Source organism: Flavobacterium sp. TR2 (genome assembly GCF_025252405.1).
Classification (GTDB): Bacteria; Bacteroidota; Bacteroidia; order Flavobacteriales; family Flavobacteriaceae; genus Flavobacterium.
In genome coordinates this window covers 1,060,079-1,080,615 of the sequence record NZ_CP104307.1, presented here as the reverse complement: position 1 = coordinate 1,080,615, position 20,537 = coordinate 1,060,079, and the positions used below count along the sequence as shown (strand labels likewise).

Below are 20,537 nucleotides of genomic sequence, written 5' to 3'. Positions count from 1 at the left end.
CTTTCTATTATTACACTTGAACTCTTTTCCACTTTCCTCTTTTATAGAAAACAATTCCAGTTAAAGTAATTGCTGTTTCGGCAACAGGAATAGCAATAAAAACTCCCGTTGGCCCCATATTGAAATGCTTGGCAAGAATAAAAGCTAATGGAATTTGGAACAGCCAAAATCCGAAAAAGTTAATTCCCGTCGGCGTCCAAGTATCTCCAGCTCCATTGAAAGTGTTGATTAAAACCATTCCGATTCCGTAGAAAATAAATCCGATGCTCATAATTTGCAATGCTTCAATTGCAATGGTTTTTACCTGCTGGTCATTCGTGAAAAACGAAATAATATATTGCCCGAAAACCAAAGTAATAATCATAATCGAAGCCATGAAAATTACATTGTATCGTGCTGTAGTATAAACCGATTTTTCAGCACGTTCGACTTGTTTGGCTCCCAAATTTTGTCCTACCAAAGTTGCCGCGGCATTACTCAATCCCCACGCTGGAAGTATGAAAAACATCATAATCCTCAAGGCTGTCTGATACCCTGCCGAACCATGATCTCCTCCTGTTGTAGCTACCAATTGCGCTAAGAAAATCCAGCTGCAGGAAGCAATTACAAATTGTAGAATTCCAGGTGCGGCAATTTTTACCAAAGCTTTAATTTGTATGAAATCTGGAGCAAAATATGGTATTTTGATTTTTAAAATTCCATTTCCAAAAAACAAATGATACACTTGATATAAAACGCCGATACTTCTTCCAAAAGTTGTAGCCAAAGCAGCTCCAACTAATCCGAAAGCAGGAATTGGTCCAAAACCGTTAATTAAAATTGGGCATAAAATGATATTGCAAATATTGGCAATCCAAAGACTTTTCATAGCAATCGCAGCATTTCCAGCTCCTCTGAAAATTCCATTTATAAGAAACAAAAGCATAATGCATAAACTGGAACCAATCATAATCTGCGTAAATCGGAAACCATGCTCAGCTGACTCTACAGAAGAGCCCATTAAAATCAAAATATCTTTTGCGTAAATAATTCCGAAAATGCTCAGCAAACTGTTAACGGCAAATGCAATAATAATAGCCTGCATTCCGGCTTTAGCCGCAGCCACAGGATCTTTTTCTCCAATTCGGCGCGCTACAACAGCAGTTGCTGCCATACTCATTCCAATGGCAAGAGAATAAATTACAGTCAATACCGATTCGGTCAAACCAACAGTCTGGATAGCAAAACTGCTGTGTTCTAAATGTCCCACAAAATACAAATCGACCAAAGCAAAAACCGATTCCATCATCATTTCTAAAACCATCGGAATGGCCAATAGAATTACAGCTTTTTTTATACTTCCAGAAGTATAGTCAAAAGATTCATCGCCTTTTAAGGCTTGTTTTAAAGTGGTAAAAATTTTAGAAAATAAACTTTTCTTTATAGTTGTTTCTGTCATGATATGTTAGGATAAATGATAAAATTTGTCCAGATGTATTTTAATCTGAACTAAAAAAAATAAAACGTAAGTATCCTAATTATTCTAAAAAATAAAATAGGATTAGGCAGAAACAATCATATGCTTGTAGTTTTTTAAGGCGGTAAATATAATTAATATTTCTTAAGAAGCTATTAATCAAGAAGTTTTTTGCTAACTCTACTGCTTGCAATTAATGAAGCGACAAACCCTAATGAAATAATAGTTGCCATCACGATTAGAACATTTTCTACTGTAAAAACAACTGGATAAGCCAAAGTTGGCGTTATCATAATAAGTTCAAACTTCTGTTGCAATAGCACAAGGATTATACCTAAAATAAGTCCGATTAAGCCGCCAAAGACACTTAACAAAGTTCCTTGCAACAGAAATATTTTTCTAAGATCTCCAATATCTGATCCTAAATTGAAAAGCGTTTTAAGATTTCCTTTCTTTTCTAAAATCATCATAATCAATGCGCCAATTAAATTAAAAAGCGCCACTATGATAACCAAAGTAAAAATCAGATAAACTGCAATGTTTTCTGTATTAAGCATTTTGTACAAAGACTCATTTAGCTGAGCTCTGTTTTTTAAAGTAATTTTATTTTTAAAAATAGAATTAAGTTCTGCTTTTATTGCACTCTCATCTGCGTTTTCTTTTAATTTAAATTCTAATCCTGAGATTTGATTTTGCTTGTACATTAACAATTCTTGTACTAAACCTAAATCTGCAAATACATATTTTGAATCTAAATCTTCGCTGATCGAATAAATGCCAACAGGCAAAACATCAGTTTTATTGAAAGCTTCTTCTGGATTTTCTATTCCTCCTTTTCCTGGTTTTGGAGCAAAAATCTGGAGCGGGTTTTCAAAATCCAAAATTCCCATAGAGAAATTTTGAGCCAGACCATAGCCAATTACAACCTGAAAACTATCCGGTTTTAGCCATTGGCCATTAAAAAGCTTTTTCTTGATATCGTTAACAACTGGGTACAGACTGTCAACACCTTTTAGATAAGTAACTTGCTGCTTGTCTTTGAATAAAAATAAAACGCGTTCTTCTATGATTTTTGTATAAGACGCTACACCGTTGATTTTTTTAATTTGATTTTCCTGATCGGGCGTAATTAAAAATGATTTTCCGTAGGTACTTGTCAATTTTAAATCGGGGTCAATTTCATTAGTAAACGAAAGGCTGAAAACCTTTAATCCGCTAAAAACAGATAAAACAACAAACAAAGCCATGGTACCAACGATGATTCCCATGCTGGCAATACGGTTGATAATATTGATAGCATTATTTTTACTGCTGCTAAAAATATAACGTTTGGCTATGTATAAAGGAAAATTCAAATTAAGACTTTCTTCTTTTTTCTAAAAGATCACGGTTTTCTATTGGATTTTCTTTTCCTGCAAGCGCATTGTCAATTTTCTCTATATAATCTAGAGAATCATCTATAAAAAATACCAAATTCGGAACACGACGTAATTGCAGACGTACGCGCTGCGCCAAGTCATGCTTGATTAAATTTGAATTTGTTTTTATTGCTTCTAAAGTTTCTTTGGCTTTTTCTTGTGGAAAAATGCTTAAATATACTGTCGCTATAGATAAATCTGTAGTTACACTTACTTTGGATACTGAAATGACCAAGTTTGTAATTCCATTTTTTCTCACTTCACCTTGCAAAATGTCAACCAGATCTTTCTGAATAACACCGCCTATTTTTTTCTGTCTATTTGTTTCCATAATGCAAAAATACTACTTTTAAATTTCACTCCGAACAATTTCTAAATGAACAATAGAACGATTTTTTTCTTCTTAAATCATTTTACTGAAATTACAATCTTTTGCTTCTGGTAAGCTGTCAATTTTTTTAACCTATTAATTTACTCGTTTTCAACACTTAAAGCTGATAAAAATCATGTTTTTTGTGTGAAATATTTTACACCTTTATGTGAAATAATAACCAAAAATATCATGAAAAAAAGAGAACCAATTAGTCACATTATGACCAAAACGGTAGTGACTGCAAACGAAAAAGATGATCTTAAAACAGTGGTCGAAAAATTAAAATCAAATACAATTCGCCACATTCCAATTGTAAAAGGCAAAGAGGTAGTTGGAATTATCAGCCGAACAGATATTAACCGACTAACTTTTGGAGCTTTGTTTGAAGGTCAGGACAATGCTGATGAAGCTATATTAGAAATGTTGAGCATTTCTCAGGTAATGACTTCAAAACCCAAAACGGTGTCACCTGATATGATTATTCGAGATTTGGCAGAAATTTTTGTAAAAGAAGATTTTCATGCTCTTCCTGTTGTTGACAACGGCGAACTGAAAGGAATAGTAACCACAACCGATGTCGTTAAATATTTTTTAGAACAATATGATTAAATTATAATTGAATAAGAAAGGGAGCCAAATGCTCCCTTTTACTATCTGTTTTGCAGCCATCCTTCCGGATTATTATTCGATGTATTTTGCAGAATCAGGAATTTGATAATTGTTTTTCCTGTATCTCCACTTGTTCTCACTCTTCCGATAGTTTGCTTAGTTGCAACTTTATCTCCCTGACTCACAGAAACCGAACTTAGGTTCTGATATACCGTAAAATAGTCACCATGCTGGATTACAACTGCTTTATTTACGGGCGATAAAACGATAACTTTAGAAACTTCTCCAGCAAATACTGCTCTTGCGCTTGCCCCATCTTCTGTAGTAATTTCGACCCCAGAATTATGAACGGTGATTGAAGGGTGCAGCGGGTGCGGCTGATCTCCATAACCAAGAGAAATAAATCCTTTTTCTACTGGCCAAGGCAATCTTCCTCTGTTTGCCTTAAAGTCAGCAGCTAAAATTTTGTCTTCTGGAGTCAATGCAATTTTAGAAGAAGATACTGGTGCTTTAGCTTCGCTAGAACTTGGATTAGCTTTTGCTCTCTCTGCAGCAGCTTTTCTATTGGCTTCTGCAATGGCTTCACGAATTAAACGATCAATTTGTTTATCAATACGTTTTGACTCGCTTTGTTTCGCTTTAATATCGGCAGCAATTTTATTCTTATCTTTTTTAAGTGCATTAACTAATTTCTGCTGTTCTTTTTTTTCTGCTTCCAGAGTAATTTTCTCTTTCTGGTTTTCGGCAATTACTTTCTTTTTTATTTGTCTTTGCCCATCCAGTTTTGCATTAAAATCAACTAATTGCGCTGTTTTAGATTGAATCTCAAGACCCTGATTTTTTCTAAAAGCAGTGTATTGTTTCAGATATTGCGCTCTTTTATATGCTTGTAAAAAACTTTCAGAAGACAAAATGAACATCGCACGGCTCTGTTCAGAACGGCTTTTGTATGATTTTAAAATCATCTCTGCATAATCTTCTTTTAGAACTTTTAGTTCTTTTTTAAGTTTATTTACCTGAACCTGATTAATGTACATATCATTACTAATCAGCTTTTCTTGTTTGGCCGTCGTATTGATTAATTTCTCTTTTAGCTTGATTTTATTCGCCTGAATTAAATATTCATTTACAGCAGATTTCTCTTTTTTTCGAACAGATTGCAACATCTTTTCGTTATCTCTGATTTCCTGCTGAATTTGAGCTTTACGCTGTTCCAGTTTTTCTTGCTGAGAATCTTGCGCCCATACAAATGTAGTGGCACAAATTAAAACTAGGCTTAGGAGAAATTTTGGCATATTTCTGTTTTTATTTTTGCAAATTTACTTAATTGTAACTTTTTTATAACCGCTTGGAACACTATACGGAAAAGAAAGTTCTTCATTAAATGAAATATTGTTATAATTTAAATTAATACTTGTTTTACCTTTTGGCTGCACTGCATTTATTTCTATAGTTGTCGGCAGTGTTCCTTGATCAAAATTTTTAGTGTCAGAATAGGCGATCTGCAATGTTCTGTTTTCAGACGGCTGCGAAATCTCTTCTTTCTGAATTAAATATTTTTCTCCATCTAAGAAAAAAGTCTTTTTTAAATTGGCGTCTTTTTCTTCATCTAATCTAAATAGATTATCGACAATTGTCTGGGTATATTTTCCTTTTCTTAAATCATCAAAAGCTTCTCCAACCAATAAATTTTGAACTTTAGTGTAGTCCAAATCTGTTCCTAGCCATTTGCTTAAACTTGTAAAATCCCCTTCATAATAAGTACCATTTATTTTCTCATAATAACTTACTGCAGAAGGTGTTATTAAAGCTTTAGCCATTGTAATTCCTAAGAAACGCACACTAATTAAAATCTGTTTATCTTTTTCGATTCTAATTTCAGCTGTTACATTTTGGCTTTGTTTTTCATCAGCATATTTTGCACTTGCTTTTATGTATAAAGTAGAAAAATCTAACTTGTTATCGTAATGTTTTTCGATTACTTTTTTATCTTCCTTTGGAGCAATTGTCTGATTTGAATTTCCTTGTACTGCTACTGCTTTGGATTTACATGAAATTACAGCAATAGACAATACTAGTATTGATATATATTTTTTCATCTGAGTTTCTTTATTTTTTCTTTTTTAATAATTCATTTGCCTTCAAAAAGTATTCCTCTTTTTTCTTTGCATCTCCCAATCCATTATATGCCTCTCCTAACTGAATATTAAAATTTGATTCTAATTTTACGTCATCCACCACATAATCTAGCCCCATTTCTAAGACGGTTTTTGCATTTTTAAATTGTTTCTGCTGATTGCTTCCTAAACCAGCATAGTAATAAAACTGTGCCTGACTCGGATAAACTTCAATCAGCATCATGGCTCTTTTGGTCATTGGCTCATATTGTTTTGCCTGCGCATAGGCATCCAGCAATAACATATTGGTTTCGAGATCAGTATCTGAATTGGCGCTTAAATCTTTTTCATAATACTTAATCGCATTTTCAAACTGTCCTTTGCTATGATAAAATTTTCCAATTTCTTTGGCAACATCTACATTCTTATCATTATCAAAATAAGAAATAGCTTTTTCTAAATCGGAAGAATACTGTGGATTTTTGTTTACATAAATCAAAAATTCATTCAAAGTTCTATGTTTGATTTTTGAATCGATTTTTGAACTTGCCAAAATTACATTCATCGATTTTATAGCTTTATCTGCCTGATTGGCATCTAAGTAAGTTTTGAACAAACTCACCTGCCCCCATTCTGAATTTGGAATTTCTTTTGCCAGCTGTTTTGCTATTTCAAGCGATTTCTCATTTTCGTTGTTTTTTGAATACAGCAAAATAAGATTCAAATAATTAGATTCTTCTTTCGGATCTTTTTTAATCTGCTCTAAAAGATTATCAATTTCTGCATTCTGATATTTTCCCTGCGACAAAATCTGCGCTTTATAAATTTCACGATCAGACGATTTCCCAAATTTATCATTCATTTCGTTAATCGCGGTCAATGCCTTGTCATACTGATTGGTAATCATGTATAACGAGATCAGATCGTCTTTGTATTCTTCGTCAAAAACAATTATTTTTTGAATAATTTCAATTGCCAGCGGATAATTTTTTGTCTCGTAACTTACATCGTAAATTCCGAGCCAAAACCATTTGTTTTTAGAATCAAGCTGTGTGGCTTTTTCAAAAGCAGTCTGCGCATTTTGATATTCTTTAAGCGCAAAATAGTTTTTCCCTAATTCGAAATAAGCAACTGCATCATTGGGTTTAAGTTTAATACATTTCTCCAATGATACAATGGCTTTATCATAATTTTCAATTCCTTTTTGTTTTAATGATTCATAAAACGAGTCTTGATATTCGTCTGTTGCCATAGCAATATCTTCGGGTTCTGTCTGAGCAAAAACCGAAAACGATGTGCTAAATAAAGCAAAAAACAATACTGTAAAAACTCCTCTTTTTATCATTTGCAAAAATTACATTTTAAACAAAACGAAACTTTCTTAATTTTTATTTTATTCTAAAACAGCGTAATCCCCAATGCTGATACTCGTAAATTTACCGTCGTAACTCACATGGTTCCCGATCATTGCGTTATCTAACGCAGCATTTTTGATTTGAGAATAAGTCTGAATCAAACTGTTTTTGATTGTACTGTCTGATACGTGGCATCCTTTTCCAAGAGAAACATTTGGTCCGATTGTCGTGTTTTTTAGAACAACATTTTCTCCAATATAACAAGGAGGAATAATTGTTGAATTTTCTAAAGTCACACCATAATCTACTAAATGCTCTCCGTCATTGTGAAGAAAACCAAGCATTCTTGTATTTGTTTCAACAGTAACATCTTTATTACCGCAATCCATCCATTCGTCTACACTTCCTGTTTTGAAAACTTTTCCATTTGCCATCATCGCTTTGATACCGTCATTAATCTGGTATTCTCCGCCATTTTGGATATTATTGTCTAAAACATTTTGAAGTTCATTTCTTAAAATTCCAACTTCTTTAAAATAATAGATTCCGATAACGGCTAAATCGCTAACGAACTCTTTTGGCTTTTCAACCAATTCTATAATTTCATTATTTTGGTTCAGTTTCACAACACCAAAAGCTTCTGGCTGATCTACTTGTTTTACCCAAATTACGGCATCTGCCTCTGGATCCAATTCGAAATCTGCTCTAATTAGAGTATCTGCATAAGCAATTACAGCTGGACCAGAAAGAGATTCTTTTGCACACATAATAGCGTGCCCAGTTCCTAGTGGCTGATCTTGACGATAGATTGAAGCTTTTGCCCCTAATCCTTTAGCCAAATCTTGTAGACTTGCTACAACATCATCACCAAAGAAGGCTTCATCTCCTAAAATAAACGCAACTTCTTCAATTGGTTCTTTCAAGATTTTGGCAATATCTTCAACTAAACGGTGTACGATAGATTTTCCTGCAACTGGAATTAACGGTTTAGGAACTGTTAAGGTATGAGGCCTCAATCTTGAACCGCGGCCTGCCATTGGCACAATTATTTTCATTCTTTATTTGATTTTTATTCGAAGATTCTAAAAATCTTCATTGGGTTTGGTCATTCTTTTTTTATTTTACTCCAGTGCTTCCAAAGCCTCCTTCACCTCTAGATGTTTCAGAAAGTGTTTCAACTTCAATCCATTCGGCTCTTTCATGCTTTGCAATAATCAGCTGCGCAATTCGTTCTCCATTTTCGATCACAAAATCGTCATTAGATAAATTTACTAAAATTACTCCGATTTCTCCTCTGTAATCTGCATCAACAGTTCCTGGCGAATTTAAAACAGTTACTCCTTTTTTTGCCGCCAATCCGCTTCTTGGTCTTACTTGCGCTTCATAACCAATTGGCAATTCAATAAAAAGTCCTGTTTTCACAATAGTTCTTTCTAAAGGTTTTAACGTAATTGGCTCTATAATATTGGCACGCAAATCCATTCCTGCAGAAGCAATTGTTTCGTAATTTGGCAAATCGTGCTGTGATTTATTGATAATCTGAATTTTCATTTTTTAAATATAATTTTAAAAGTGCTTTATTTTCTTTTCATTATTCCTTTAATAATATCTTTTTCAAAATGGTAAACCATGTACATAAAGATTAAAAGAAGCGGAATTCCAACATAATATTTTTCTCTAAATCCGTAAAAAGAAATAATCGAAAATAATATTGAAACGCCTAAATAAGCACCAATCTTGTTCATGTCATAAGGAATCGGGTAATATTTATTTCCTAAAACATAAGAAATAAGCATCATACTTCCGTAAGCCGAAATAGTTGCAATTGCAGATCCGTAATAGCTATACTTCGGAATTAAAACATAATTCAAAATCAAGGTAACAATTGCTCCTACGATAGAAATGTAAGCGCCAATTTTTGTTTTATCAGTTAACTTGTACCAAACCGATAAATTGTTGTAAATACCCAAAAAGAAGTTTGCCAAAATAATGAGAGGCACAACTTTCATTGCTTCCCAATACGATTTGTTATCTAATAATAAGTATTTTAAAACATCTGCAAAAACGATAACTCCTAATAAAATTAGTGATCCTAAAATCACAAAATATTTGGTGATTACTGCATAAGTCTGAGGCGCATTTTCATTTTTAGCATGACTAAAAAAGAAAGGCTCAATTCCTAATCTAAAAGCTGTCGCAAAAAGAACCATAAACAATCCCAGTTTGTAACACGCCGAATACGCTCCCACTTCAGATTTAGCCAAATTTTCGGGAAGTAAGTAACCTAATAAAATTTTATCAAAATGTTCATTTACAGCAAAAGCCAATCCTGCAACCAAAATCGGAAGCCCGTATTTCATCATTTTTTTCCAAAGCACCGGATCAAATTTTCGTCCAAGCGAAAGATAATTTGGAGAAAGCACGATAAATGTTGCTAAACTTGCCAGCAGGTTTGCAATGAAAATATAAGCTATCTGGAAATTCTGAACGTATAGATTATCCCAAATAGAATTCGGATTTGCCTCTGCCAATTTTGGAAGGTACATTAGGAAAAATATATTCAGCAATAAGTTTATCACCACATTGCCTATTTTAATTGCGGCATAAACCATGGGTCTCTGGTTGGCTCTAAGTTTTGAGAATGGAATTAAAACCAGTGCATCTAAAACTAAAATCCAAATAGTGTAAGTTATGTACTGAACATCAACTTCGGCTAAGTTTGCTAAAGTATTTCTAAAAATCAATCCGGCGAAAAGAAATAGTATTGAGGTCCAAAATATTGAAATGGTAGATGTTGCAATTACATTTTTCTTATCTTCTTCTGCACTGTAAAATCTAAAAAAAGCAGTTTCCATTCCGTACGAAAGAACCACATTAAAGAAAACCATCCAAGACAATACGATCGAAACTTCACCATACTCTGCTGTAGGCAAAATTCCAGTATATAATCTCACTAATAAAAAACTCAGCATTCTCGGTAAAACTGTAGCCAGACCGTAAATTGCCGTTTGCTTGAATAGATTTTTATATAATCCCAAAATATAATGCTAATAATGTTTGTAAGACAAAAATAACCATTTCTTTTGTTTAATGGTGCTTTTGTTGATGCAATAAAGAAAACTTCTGATTGTTTTTAAATCGTTAATTTCTTTTCGTCTAAAATTTTCACAAAATGAAATCCTCTTGGAGCATAACCCTGATTATAATAAAATCTATGAGCTCCAAAATTACCCGTAAAAGCGTCCAAAACAATACTGCTGCAATTTAATTCGATTGCTTTTTTCTCGATATAATCGGTAAGCATTTTTCCAATTCCCTTAGATCGATATTCTGGATTAACTACAAAATTGTCAATCTCAAGATATTTACCTGTCCAAAGTTTTGTAGCCGACCAGCAGCCCGTTAAACCAAGACAAGCCTCATCTTCAAACACTGCAATTTGAATGTAATTATGCGGAAGCATTTCAGAAAGAAACGCTTCATATTTTTCAAGAGATATATTTGGATATAAAAATCGAATCGTATGGATTTGAGCTGCCATTTCTTCAATGGTGGTAAGCTCTTTTATTTGTAAGGCCATTGCTTTTAAAAGAAATATAGAGTTCAAAAATAATTAAAATATAGACTACGAAAAATAGCTTTTGAATATTTGAAAAATATATAAAACTTAACAAAAAAAAGTGAAAAGCATTACAAAATATTTTTAAACAACTTATATTAAGCTAATTATATCCTTTTTTTTAACACAACATGTGAAATATATAAAATAGAGATGAAAATTATGTAACAATTTTTTAACAGTCTTTGTTTAAATTTGTTACAAAGGGATTGGGAAAGCTAAATACAACCCTTCTAAAAAAGAAAGCACTGGGACTGATAAAGCTTGTTTGTTCCCATAAAAGACAAAGCATAGGGGATTGATTCAGCTGTAGTGTAACCCCAATAAAAACAGAGCACTGGGACTAATAAAGCTTGTTTGTTCCCATAAAAGACAAAGCATAGGGGATTGATTCTGCTGTATTGTAACCCTTAAAAAAACAGAGCATTGGGATTAATAAAGCTAGTTTGTTCCCATGAAAGACAAAGCACGCAGAGTTTATCTGTCTATTTTTATAAAATGGTAGTGATTCTCAACTTAAAGATAATTTGAGAATCACCATTTTATAAAAGTATTTTTAAAAAAGAATAAAACTTCCAATAAAAAGAAAAGCCAGCTAACGCTGGCTTTTCTTTTGTTTATTATCGAATAGATTATCCGTTTAAAGCTTCTGCTCCACCAACAATCTCCAAAATTTCACTTGTAATCGCAGCTTGACGAGCTTTGTTATAAGTTAATTTCAATTGGTTTCTTAAAGCTGTAGCGTTATCTGTCGCTTTATGCATTGCAGTCATACGCGCTCCATGCTCAGAAGCAAATGAATCACGAATTCCTTTATACAATTGTGTTTTTAAAGACTTAGGAATTAAAGCCAATACAATTTCTTCTTTTCCTGGTTCAAAAATATAATCTCCAGAAGCTGCTGTAACATCAGTATTTATAGGAGCTAACGGTAAGAATTGCTCAACTTGAACAATTTGAGTCGCAGCATTTTTAAACTGATTGTAAACCAACTCAATTCTATCGTATTCTCCAGATAAAAACTTTTGTGTTAAATCATCAGCAATTCCAGCAACATTTTCAAAAGTTAAATGATCGAAAATTGCATTATGATGACCGTGCACTTTATGAGTTTTGCTTAAAGCGTCACTTCCTTTTTTACCAATGGCAAAAACGTCAACTTGCTTTCCAGCATAGAAATCGGTACGATTTTTAATCTCTTTAATAATATTAGAATTGAAAGCACCACATAAACCTCTGTTTGAAGTTACAGCTACCAACAATACTTTTTTTACTTCACGCTGTGTAGTGTAATCTCCTCCTACTTCACCTTCAAGTGTAGCAGAAAGATCTTGCAATAACTCCGTTAATTTCTCGGCATAAGGACGCATTGCAGTGATTGCATCTTGTGCTTTCTTCAGCTTTGCAGCAGAAACCATTTTCATTGCCGATGTAATCTGCATCGTCGATGAAACGGAAGTAATTCTATTACGGATTTCCTTTAAATTTGCCATCTATTAATTAGAAAATGTGACAATCTTGAAATTAGATAATTAGAATAATGATTAACATTTTCTAATTATCTAATTTATCAATTATCTTATTAGTTATATTTTGCTGAAACTTCTTTTGCTGCTTTTTCGATAACATCTGTAATAGCGTCATCTAATTTACCAGCTTTTAAAGCGTTAAGTGTATCTTTATGTTTGCTGTTTAAGTAAGCTAAGAAATCTGCTTCGAATTCTTTTACTTTATTAACAGGAACATTTCTTAATAAGTTTTTAGAACCAGCGTAGATAATCGCTACTTGGTTTTCAACTGTATAAGGATCATTTAAACCTTGTTTCAAGATCTCAACGTTTCTTTTTCCTTTTTCAATTACGTTTAAAGTAACAGAATCTAAGTCAGAACCAAATTTAGCGAAAGCCTCTAATTCACGGAATTGAGCTTGGTCTAATTTTAAAGTTCCAGAAACTTTTTTCATTGATTTAATCTGTGCATTACCTCCAACACGAGATACAGAGATACCTACGTTGATCGCAGGACGAACCCCAGAGTTGAACAAATCTCCATCAAGGAAAATCTGACCATCTGTAATAGAGATTACGTTTGTTGGGATATATGCAGAAACGTCACCAGCTTGAGTTTCTATAATTGGTAAAGCAGTTAATGAACCACCACCTTTTACGATACCTTTAATAGATTCTGGTAAATCGTTCATGTTTTTAGCGATACCATCATCAGCGATTACTTTACAAGCACGCTCTAATAAACGAGAGTGTAAGTAGAAAACGTCTCCAGGGTAAGCCTCACGTCCCGGTGGTCTTCTTAATAAAAGAGAAACCTCACGGTAAGCAACAGCTTGTTTAGACAAATCATCATAAACGATAAGAGCTGGACGTCCAGAATCTCTGAAGTACTCTCCAATTGCAGCACCAGCGAATGGAGCATAAACTTGCATTGGAGCTGGGTCAGAAGCATTAGCAGCAACAATAACTGTATAAGCCATTGCTCCTTTTTCTTCTAACATTTTTGCAATTCCTGCTACAGTTGAAGCTTTTTGCCCAATTGCAACATATATACAGAATACAGGTTTTCCTGCATCGTAAAATTCTTTTTGATTTAAGATCGTATCGATACAAACAGTAGATTTACCTGTCTGACGGTCACCAATAACAAGCTCACGCTGTCCACGACCAACTGGGATCATAGCATCAACTGCTTTTACACCTGTTTGTAATGGCTCAGTTACTGGCTGACGGAAGATAACACCAGGTGCTTTTCTTTCTAAAGGCATTTCGTATAAGTCACCACCGATTGGTCCTTTTCCATCGATTGGAAAACCAAGAGTGTTAACCACACGTCCTACCATTTGCTCACCTACTTTAAGAGAAGCAATACGTTGAGTTCTTTTTGCTGTAGATCCTTCTTTAAGTCCAGTTGATGGTCCTAATAATACAACTCCAACATTATCCTCCTCAAGATTCAATACGATACCTTCCATACCGTTATCAAATTCTACTAACTCTCCATATTGTACATTAGATAGCCCGTAAACACGAGCAATACCGTCTCCAACTTGAAGTACTGTTCCTACTTCCTCTAGCGTAGCACCAGATTCAAAACCTTCTACTTGCTTTCTTAATATTGCTGAAATTTCAGCAGGTTTGATTTCCGCCATCTTAATTTATAATTTAGACACTTTTTGTGTTATAAAACTAATTACTTAACTCTCTTTTTAATACTTGTAATCTGTTTGCAACTGAAGCGTTGTACTGATTATCTCCTATTCTCAAAATAAATCCACCAATGATTGAAGGATCTACTATATTTTCAATTGTAATTTTTTTATCTGATAAAGTTGCAACTTTTGCTAAAACTTTAGCTTCTAAAGCAGCGTCCATCGGAATAGCTGTAGTAACTTTTGCTACTTCAACACCATTGTTTTCATCAAATAATTTATTGTATTCTACTGCAATTGCATCTAGAATTTCGAATCTTTTGTTTTCGAATAATAAACGGAACAAACCTTTTGTCACTCCATTTACATTTGCAAAAACTTCTAAAAGAGCACCTTCTTTAACTTCAACTGTTGTAGTTGGGTTTTGAATAAATGTACTCAATTCTTCGTTAGTCTCAATTGCACTAGCAATTGATTTCATATCGTTATTGACAGCTTCGGCAACACCTTTAGAGTTTGCTAAGTCTAGAATTGCTTTTGCATAACGAATTGCTGCTCTTGTACTTGCCATAATCTTAGTTTAACTTTACGTCACCTAACATTTTCTCAACCAATTTAGTTTGAGATTCTTTGTTAGATAATTCTTCTTTCAATAATTTTTCAGCAATACTCAATGATAGAGAAGAAACTTGAGATTTCAATTCTGCCATTGCAGCATTCTTTTCGCTTTCGATAGCCGCTTTAGCTTGATCAATCATTTTTTGACCAGCTTCTTGTGCTTCGTTTTTAGAATCAGCAATCATTTTCTCTTTCATTTCGCGAGCTTCTTTTAACATCGCGTCACGTTCAGCACGAGCTTCATTCAAAATTCTTTGATTGTCAGCTTGTAAGTTTTCCATTTCTCTCTTTGCATTTTCAGCAGAAAGCAATGCATTTTTAATACCTTCTTCTCTAGCAGTAATAGATTCCATAATTGGTTTCCAAGCAAATTTCACTAAAAGTAAAATCAATACTACCAAGATTAAAGCTTGCCAGAAGAATAATCCGAATGAAAAATCGTTAATTAACTTATCCATTTTATATAACTATATTAAATATTTAATTTCTTTTTTAAAAGTAACAACATCTTTAACCAACCGTTAAAGATGCTGTTATTTCTCTCTTTATTATTTTCCTAAGATTAAAGCAGCGAATGCTAAACCTTCTAATAAAGCCGCGATAATAATCATCGCAGTTTGAATTTTACCAGCAGCTTCTGGCTGACGAGCAATAGCGTCCATAGCAGATCCACCGATTTTACCTAAACCTAAACCTGCACCGATTACTACTAAACCAGCACCTACTAAAGTTGGAATTGTTCCCATAACTATTTATATATATAAAATTAAACTTCTAAAATTAAATAATCGCAGTTTCGTCTTCGTGGTGGTGAGCATGATCATGATCTTGAACAGCCATACCAATAAACAATGATGATAACATTGTGAAGATAAACGCTTGTAAAAATGCAACTAAAATTTCAATAACAGAGATAAACAATGTCAATCCTAATGAGATTGGCAAATCTGCTGCTAAATTTTTTCCAACAAAAATCATTGCAATCAAACTCATGATTACTACGTGACCTGCAGTAATGTTTGCGTACAAACGAATTAATAATGCGAATGGTTTTGTTAATGTTCCTAAAATCTCAATTGGAGCTAAGATGATTTTCATTGGAACTGGTACTCCTGGCATCCAGAAGATGTGTCCCCAATAATCTTTGTTTGCACTAAATTGAGTAATGATAAATGTAAAGGCTGCTAAACAAACTGTAATAGCGATGTTTCCTGTTACGTTGATTCCTAGCGGAGTCATTCCTAATAAGTTTAAGATCCAAACAAAGAAAAACACTGTCAATAGATAACCCATAAATTTACGGTATTTTTTCTCTCCAATATTTGGAACCGCAATTTCGTCTCTAATGAAAATCACCAATGGTTCTAAAACTCTACCAAATCCTGTTGGGATTGGTCCTTTTTTGTATGATTTTGCTAAACCAGTAAACATGAAGAACAATAATACTGATACGAAAAGCATTGAAACAACATTTTTAGTAATTGAAAAATCTAATGGTTTTTCGTTTGATGGATGACCGTGCTCATCAAAGTTGATTGTTCCGGCTGCATCTGTTTTGTAAATTTTTCCGTGAACTAATTTGTAGTAGCTACCGTCAACTTCTGCTACTTCTTCTCCGTGGTGTAATTTTGAAGAAGAGAAAACTTTTAAACCTCCATCAATAAGGATAACTGGTAATGGAAAGCCATAGTGTTTATTTTCTTTTTCATCTGAAAAGAAAACAAAGTCATGAGAATCTTGTAAGTGGTGATCGATAAATGCATCCACTTTTGCCTTAGGGTCAAGAGCAACGTGCTCTCCCTCTTCGTGAGCAGTATGTGAAACTACTTTCTCTTCATGAGCAGTTTCAGTTTGAACATGCGTCGAGTCATTCTCTGGATTTGCAAAACCCATAATCGGTAGAGAAGCTACAAAAGCAGCAAGAATAAAGCTGAGTGGTTTGTTTGAAATCACCATATCTTGGAAAATCTTATTTTTTTACGTTTCTAAAATTTGGTGCAAAGGTACATTTTTTATTAATATTCAAAAGGATATGAAAAATTATTTTTAAACCTTGTTTTAAAGAATTGTTATTTTAAGGCTTTTCATTTAATAATCGGACAGTTAAAAGCGTCTGAAATAACAAAAACAGCACAAATGTTATAAAAAAACTGACTTTTTCAACATTGGTTTCTCCAGTTTGATTTTTTAAAATTGGCTGCAAGACTAAATACGCTAATAGCATTTGTGTAAAAGTTCCGAATAGAAATGTCATTCCGACGATTTCGAAATTCTTCTTTTTTACTACTAATAATATAAGGTATAATAAAGATGAGATTGCGAAGAAAGATATATACAGTAATTCTAAACTGTAATGAAATTTCTCCGAACTAATTTCTGCAAATAAAAAAACTGCTTTATGTATAATATATGTACCTAAAGCAAGGCATAGCAAATGAAAAATCGGTTTGTAATTTTTTGAAAGCATTTGAAATAATTTTGGTGCAAAGATGCAACTTTTATCTCAAGGCATTTTATATACAATCTACTTTGTTTTATTGATATCGTTTACTTGTCGGATTACATTGTACAATGCGACTCCGACACCGACCAATACAAAAATGGTGTTATAATATACTTTTGGGCTTGGATGCTTCTCGTCGAGCCAGGTTCCGAAATAAGAGAATACAAAAATAATGACCCCCATTTGAAAGGGAATATTAATAAATGCGAGCCATTTATTTCTCCTATTATTATTCGGCTCCTTTTCCATCTTCTAACATGATTACAGGATTTGAATGGGCAAGCATGGTACAGGTTGCCGTAAAGTCGGCTCCTGGTTCTATCGAAAGTTTTCCTACTGCAACTTCTCCATGTATTTGAGCAGTCGATTTAATGTTAAGGGTTTCAAGAACTTTTATTTTTCCGTGAAATTCTCCTTCAATATCAGCATTATTACAAATTATTTCTCCTTTAACAGCTCCTTTGGCCCCAATCACGATTTTGCCTTGTGAAGTAAAGTTTCCTATCAATTCGCCGTCTAATCTAAAATCGGCTTTTGAGACTATATCTCCAACTATTGATGTTCCTTCTACAATTCTATTTGTTCTTCCTAATTGTTCAGTTCCATTTTTCTTTACTTTTTCAAACATGGCGGTTAAGATTTAAGGGGTTTTGGGGGTCAAGTATGCATCTAAATTCTTCTTGATCTGAACGATTTTGTAATTATCATTTGATATTATTATTGCCTGATCTGGAATTTTATATTTTTTATCTTCTCTGAAAACTCCTGCAATATCATTTGCGTAAGCCTCAGATTTTAAACCATGAATAACTACAAAACTTTCTGTTTTATTGTATTTATCCAAAGAGGTTGTCAATCTTTCGTAATTTTCAACTAGCAAAAATACTCTGATTGCTTCTTCAATTCTTTTAATTGCTTTTGTATCGTTATTAGAAATACGGTATAAGATTTTCCAGTTTTTTGTGTCGGTTGTTGTAAAACTAAGTTTCTCCAAAACAGGAACTTGTTTCTCTAGAATTTCTCTGGCATTTTTACCTTCTTCACTATTTGGATAATTGTCTGCCACATTCTCAAGTCCTTTTTTATAGGCTTCCAAACCATTTACTTTTCCTAAAGTATTGGCTTTTAGCAATTCGTATTTCGAAACAATGTCATCTCCCGAATATTGGTTAATTAAATTGTCGATATTTGCTAAGACCTCGTTGAATTGTTCTTCTTCAAAAAGTTTATACCATTTTTGATATTCTTTGTCGGGGCTAGAATTTGGATCATCTTCTTTATTATTTAAAATATGAGCATATCTCGAATCTGGGTATTTTGAAGAAATCTCTGCTTTTATAGCTTCTGCTTTTGCTGGATTTGTAATCTGATAAATTTTGTACAAATTGTACATTGATGGCAATACCAATTTTTCTTCAGGTTTGTTTTGAAGTAATTGTTCCAGCTTGTCGCTAGCCAAATTGTATTCTTTAAACTTCTCCTTATATATAAGTCCTAATTGATAGTATGAAAAATTACGTTCTTTACCAATACTGTCCATAGCCGCTTGCGAAGTCGGAAGCTGTTCTACATAATATGCTACAGTATATTTTTCGGGAACAATAGTATCTTTCAGTGCGTTATTGACTTCTTTTGTATTAATAGTGTCATTCAATGCCGCATCGTTTGCAGATTTTACTCCTGCCAATCTCCAATTTCCGCCCACTGCTCTATTACCCCACATTTTTTTAAATTGCAGTTTTCCGTAAGCAACAGTTGTAGGATTATAAAAATAAAATGTGCTTGCATTATCATTGCCGCCTGGAGGCATGGCAAGTCCTTCAGGTTCTACCGGCTTGCCTAAAGAATTAGGATTAACAGCTCCGTTTCCTGAAAAATCTCCTTGAGAATTTCGATCAATATTAGCTAATCGTTCTTTTTCTTTTTCTTCTAAAAGACGTTTTGCTTCGTCTTTCTTTTTAAGCTCTGCAATATAATTTTCGAAATAATCTTTCTTTTCGTTTGGTGGCAGATTGTATACCTTAATAATACTGTCATTGCGTTTTGCAATGCCTTCGTATTTAATTACATCATCAAGATTTTTTCTGTTTTTTTCTATAAAAGCATATTCTCTAGTTTTAGGATCCAGTTTTACCAAAGTACTGTCATAATACTTCGCTGCCATGGTATAATCTGTATTTTTAAAATACATATTTCCAATATTTCTATAGGCAGAAGCCATCAAATATGGATCTTTAGATTTTCTGCCTAAAGATTTATTATAGAACAATAACGCATTTTCCTGATCATGATTTTTGTCAAAGAAAACTCCCATTTCATAAAATAGAATATCGTAATAAGGGCGGTTTTCTCTATTTTCGACCAACTTATTATAGGCTTCAATGAACAAATCCTGATTGCCATTTTCATAATCAAACATCTGTGCTTTTTTCGCGTAAGCGTGCATCATGTATTTACGATCTGCTTTTCTGTTTAAATCAATAACAGCATCGTAAAAATAAATGGCGCTATCGCGTTTGCCTTCAGCCTGATACATTTGGCCAAGGATAAAACGATATCTCGCACGTTCTTCATTACTTCTTGTAAATTGTTCAGCAATTCTAAGTTTAGAAACAGCACTGTCTTTTTGTTCCAGATTAAGAAAAGCTTCTGCTAAAAGAGCATTGGCATCTGCATAAGTCTGTTTGTCTAAATCTGTTTTTTTAAGTAAAAGTTTAATGTTTTTAAGCGCAATTGCATCATTGCCTAAACGCATATTGGTTTTTTCGCGCCAGATTTTTGCGGTATAAATATTATTACTCTCTGGATATTTATATAAAATATAATTAAAAGCCTCAATGGCTGGAATAAAACGCTGATCGTAATATCTTGCTTTTCCAAGCATCAGATACGCTTCGTCCATCTGCCAGTTTCTTTCTCTTCCTCCAATATTCATGGAGTGCTTCTGAATGGCTTTTGTCGCTTTTGTTTCTGCTTTTTCAAAATCAGGATTTTTTGCTTTTTCGCCTTCAGAAAAATTTTCATCAAACTGCATTTTTTCAATTGGCAGCAGTTTCCAAAAATTATCTTCGTTATTGGCCTGAATAGACTTTAAGCCTTTATCAAGTCCAATTCCTCCATTATAAAGAATATTGTACTTTGTCCCAATCGAATGCGAACTTCGGGACAAAAAAGTATTTTTTTTGGTAGAACAAGCTATCAAAAAGAATAGAAAAATTGGAATAAAACTATATTTAAGAGTATTCTTTTTCAATAGAAAAGAGTTTAAAACACATAACTACTAAAAACTAATTTTAGTATAATCACTTG

General features: G+C 33.3%; 21 protein-coding genes. 1 reads left to right on the top strand and 20 read right to left on the bottom strand.

Annotation, left to right across the window (positions count from 1 at the left end; all coding sequences use genetic code 11):
• Nucleotides 1-10: 10 nt before the first annotated feature.
• From N4T20_RS05055 to rbfA, 3 genes are all read right to left on the bottom strand, one after another.
• Entirely contained in the window at nt 11-1,438 is a 1,428-nt protein-coding gene (locus N4T20_RS05055) for an MATE family efflux transporter (RefSeq protein ID WP_260672005.1), read from the bottom strand.
• 173 nt (nt 1,439-1,611) lie between these two features.
• On the bottom strand, nt 1,612-2,811 hold the full coding sequence (locus N4T20_RS05050) for an FtsX-like permease family protein (protein ID WP_260672004.1): 1,200 nt from the start codon (nt 2,809-2,811) through the stop codon (nt 1,612-1,614).
• A 1-nt stretch (nt 2,812) separates the two neighbouring features.
• Nucleotides 2,813-3,205, bottom strand: coding sequence for a 30S ribosome-binding factor RbfA (gene rbfA / locus N4T20_RS05045; RefSeq protein ID WP_260672003.1), 393 nt, complete (start codon nt 3,203-3,205; stop codon nt 2,813-2,815).
• Nucleotides 3,206-3,436: 231 nt separating this feature from the next.
• Here rbfA and N4T20_RS05040 point away from each other — a divergent pair, with 231 nt between their 5' ends.
• On the top strand, nt 3,437-3,856 hold the full coding sequence (locus N4T20_RS05040; RefSeq protein WP_260672002.1) for a CBS domain-containing protein: 420 nt from the start codon (nt 3,437-3,439) through the stop codon (nt 3,854-3,856).
• Between the two features lie 41 nt (nt 3,857-3,897).
• Here N4T20_RS05040 and N4T20_RS05035 read toward each other — a convergent pair whose 3' ends face one another.
• From N4T20_RS05035 to N4T20_RS04955, 17 genes are all read right to left on the bottom strand, one after another.
• Nucleotides 3,898-5,151, bottom strand: coding sequence for a murein hydrolase activator EnvC family protein (locus N4T20_RS05035; RefSeq protein WP_260672001.1), 1,254 nt, complete (start codon nt 5,149-5,151; stop codon nt 3,898-3,900).
• A 24-nt stretch (nt 5,152-5,175) separates the two neighbouring features.
• A complete protein-coding gene (locus tag N4T20_RS05030) occupies nt 5,176-5,955 on the bottom strand; it encodes a DUF4292 domain-containing protein (protein ID WP_260672000.1) in 780 nt (259 codons plus the stop codon).
• 10 nt (nt 5,956-5,965) lie between these two features.
• Nucleotides 5,966-7,318: a tetratricopeptide repeat protein gene (locus N4T20_RS05025; protein ID WP_260671999.1), complete on the bottom strand. Its 1,353-nt coding sequence runs from the start codon at nt 7,316-7,318 to the stop codon at nt 5,966-5,968.
• A gap of 48 nt (nt 7,319-7,366) precedes the next feature.
• Complete coding sequence (locus N4T20_RS05020; RefSeq protein ID WP_260671998.1) at nt 7,367-8,383, bottom strand: sugar phosphate nucleotidyltransferase; 1,017 nt, start codon at nt 8,381-8,383, stop codon at nt 7,367-7,369.
• A gap of 61 nt (nt 8,384-8,444) precedes the next feature.
• A complete protein-coding gene (dut, locus tag N4T20_RS05015; protein WP_008465845.1) occupies nt 8,445-8,879 on the bottom strand; it encodes a dUTP diphosphatase in 435 nt (144 codons plus the stop codon).
• A 26-nt stretch (nt 8,880-8,905) separates the two neighbouring features.
• Nucleotides 8,906-10,366: a lipopolysaccharide biosynthesis protein gene (locus N4T20_RS05010; RefSeq protein ID WP_260671997.1), complete on the bottom strand. Its 1,461-nt coding sequence runs from the start codon at nt 10,364-10,366 to the stop codon at nt 8,906-8,908.
• A gap of 95 nt (nt 10,367-10,461) precedes the next feature.
• Nucleotides 10,462-10,908, bottom strand: a complete 447-nt coding sequence (locus tag N4T20_RS05005; RefSeq protein WP_260671996.1) for a GNAT family N-acetyltransferase — start codon at nt 10,906-10,908, stop codon at nt 10,462-10,464.
• A 671-nt stretch (nt 10,909-11,579) separates the two neighbouring features.
• Nucleotides 11,580-12,440 carry an ATP synthase F1 subunit gamma gene (gene atpG, locus N4T20_RS05000; protein WP_260671995.1) on the bottom strand — a complete coding sequence of 287 codons (861 nt, stop codon included), beginning with the start codon at nt 12,438-12,440 and terminating at the stop codon, nt 11,580-11,582.
• A gap of 89 nt (nt 12,441-12,529) precedes the next feature.
• Nucleotides 12,530-14,107, bottom strand: coding sequence for a F0F1 ATP synthase subunit alpha (gene atpA, locus N4T20_RS04995; RefSeq protein ID WP_260671994.1), 1,578 nt, complete (start codon nt 14,105-14,107; stop codon nt 12,530-12,532).
• 37 nt (nt 14,108-14,144) lie between these two features.
• Entirely contained in the window at nt 14,145-14,678 is a 534-nt protein-coding gene (atpH, locus tag N4T20_RS04990) for an ATP synthase F1 subunit delta (protein WP_260671993.1), read from the bottom strand.
• A gap of 4 nt (nt 14,679-14,682) precedes the next feature.
• Nucleotides 14,683-15,183 (bottom strand): F0F1 ATP synthase subunit B, encoded by a 501-nt coding sequence (locus tag N4T20_RS04985; RefSeq protein WP_260671992.1) that lies wholly within the window; start codon nt 15,181-15,183, stop codon nt 14,683-14,685.
• A gap of 90 nt (nt 15,184-15,273) precedes the next feature.
• Nucleotides 15,274-15,471 (bottom strand): ATP synthase F0 subunit C, encoded by a 198-nt coding sequence (atpE, locus tag N4T20_RS04980; RefSeq protein WP_008465835.1) that lies wholly within the window; start codon nt 15,469-15,471, stop codon nt 15,274-15,276.
• 34 nt (nt 15,472-15,505) lie between these two features.
• Complete coding sequence (gene atpB / locus N4T20_RS04975) at nt 15,506-16,681, bottom strand: F0F1 ATP synthase subunit A (protein WP_260671991.1); 1,176 nt, start codon at nt 16,679-16,681, stop codon at nt 15,506-15,508.
• 118 nt (nt 16,682-16,799) lie between these two features.
• Nucleotides 16,800-17,192: a hypothetical protein gene (locus tag N4T20_RS04970; protein WP_260671990.1), complete on the bottom strand. Its 393-nt coding sequence runs from the start codon at nt 17,190-17,192 to the stop codon at nt 16,800-16,802.
• A 57-nt stretch (nt 17,193-17,249) separates the two neighbouring features.
• Entirely contained in the window at nt 17,250-17,477 is a 228-nt protein-coding gene (locus N4T20_RS04965) for an AtpZ/AtpI family protein (protein ID WP_125718565.1), read from the bottom strand.
• Nucleotides 17,458-17,856, bottom strand: a complete 399-nt coding sequence (locus tag N4T20_RS04960) for a polymer-forming cytoskeletal protein (RefSeq protein ID WP_008465829.1) — start codon at nt 17,854-17,856, stop codon at nt 17,458-17,460. Before N4T20_RS04960 ends, N4T20_RS04965 begins: the two co-directional genes overlap by 20 nt.
• A gap of 12 nt (nt 17,857-17,868) precedes the next feature.
• Nucleotides 17,869-20,481, bottom strand: coding sequence for a gliding motility protein (locus N4T20_RS04955; protein ID WP_260671989.1), 2,613 nt, complete (start codon nt 20,479-20,481; stop codon nt 17,869-17,871).
• Nucleotides 20,482-20,537: the final 56 nt, after the last annotated feature.

Coding starts and splice junctions, on each gene's coding strand:
- dut (WP_008465845.1), bottom strand. CDS start 8,879: ATGAAAATTCAGATTATCAATAAATCACAGCACGATTTGCCAAATTAC.
- N4T20_RS05055 (WP_260672005.1), bottom strand. CDS start 1,438: ATGACAGAAACAACTATAAAGAAAAGTTTATTTTCTAAAATTTTTACC.
- N4T20_RS05005 (WP_260671996.1), bottom strand. CDS start 10,908: ATGGCCTTACAAATAAAAGAGCTTACCACCATTGAAGAAATGGCAGCT.
- N4T20_RS05035 (WP_260672001.1), bottom strand. CDS start 5,151: ATGCCAAAATTTCTCCTAAGCCTAGTTTTAATTTGTGCCACTACATTT.
- N4T20_RS04960 (WP_008465829.1), bottom strand. CDS start 17,856: ATGTTTGAAAAAGTAAAGAAAAATGGAACTGAACAATTAGGAAGAACA.
- N4T20_RS05025 (WP_260671999.1), bottom strand. CDS start 7,318: ATGATAAAAAGAGGAGTTTTTACAGTATTGTTTTTTGCTTTATTTAGC.
- N4T20_RS04985 (WP_260671992.1), bottom strand. CDS start 15,183: ATGGATAAGTTAATTAACGATTTTTCATTCGGATTATTCTTCTGGCAA.
- atpG (WP_260671995.1), bottom strand. CDS start 12,440: ATGGCAAATTTAAAGGAAATCCGTAATAGAATTACTTCCGTTTCATCG.
- atpE (WP_008465835.1), bottom strand. CDS start 15,471: ATGGGAACAATTCCAACTTTAGTAGGTGCTGGTTTAGTAGTAATCGGT.
- N4T20_RS04970 (WP_260671990.1), bottom strand. CDS start 17,192: ATGCTTTCAAAAAATTACAAACCGATTTTTCATTTGCTATGCCTTGCT.
- atpB (WP_260671991.1), bottom strand. CDS start 16,681: ATGGTGATTTCAAACAAACCACTCAGCTTTATTCTTGCTGCTTTTGTA.
- N4T20_RS05040 (WP_260672002.1), top strand. CDS start 3,437: ATGAAAAAAAGAGAACCAATTAGTCACATTATGACCAAAACGGTAGTG.
- atpA (WP_260671994.1), bottom strand. CDS start 14,107: ATGGCGGAAATCAAACCTGCTGAAATTTCAGCAATATTAAGAAAGCAA.
- N4T20_RS04965 (WP_125718565.1), bottom strand. CDS start 17,477: ATGGAAAAGGAGCCGAATAATAATAGGAGAAATAAATGGCTCGCATTT.
- rbfA (WP_260672003.1), bottom strand. CDS start 3,205: ATGGAAACAAATAGACAGAAAAAAATAGGCGGTGTTATTCAGAAAGAT.
- N4T20_RS05020 (WP_260671998.1), bottom strand. CDS start 8,383: ATGAAAATAATTGTGCCAATGGCAGGCCGCGGTTCAAGATTGAGGCCT.
- atpH (WP_260671993.1), bottom strand. CDS start 14,678: ATGGCAAGTACAAGAGCAGCAATTCGTTATGCAAAAGCAATTCTAGAC.
- N4T20_RS05030 (WP_260672000.1), bottom strand. CDS start 5,955: ATGAAAAAATATATATCAATACTAGTATTGTCTATTGCTGTAATTTCA.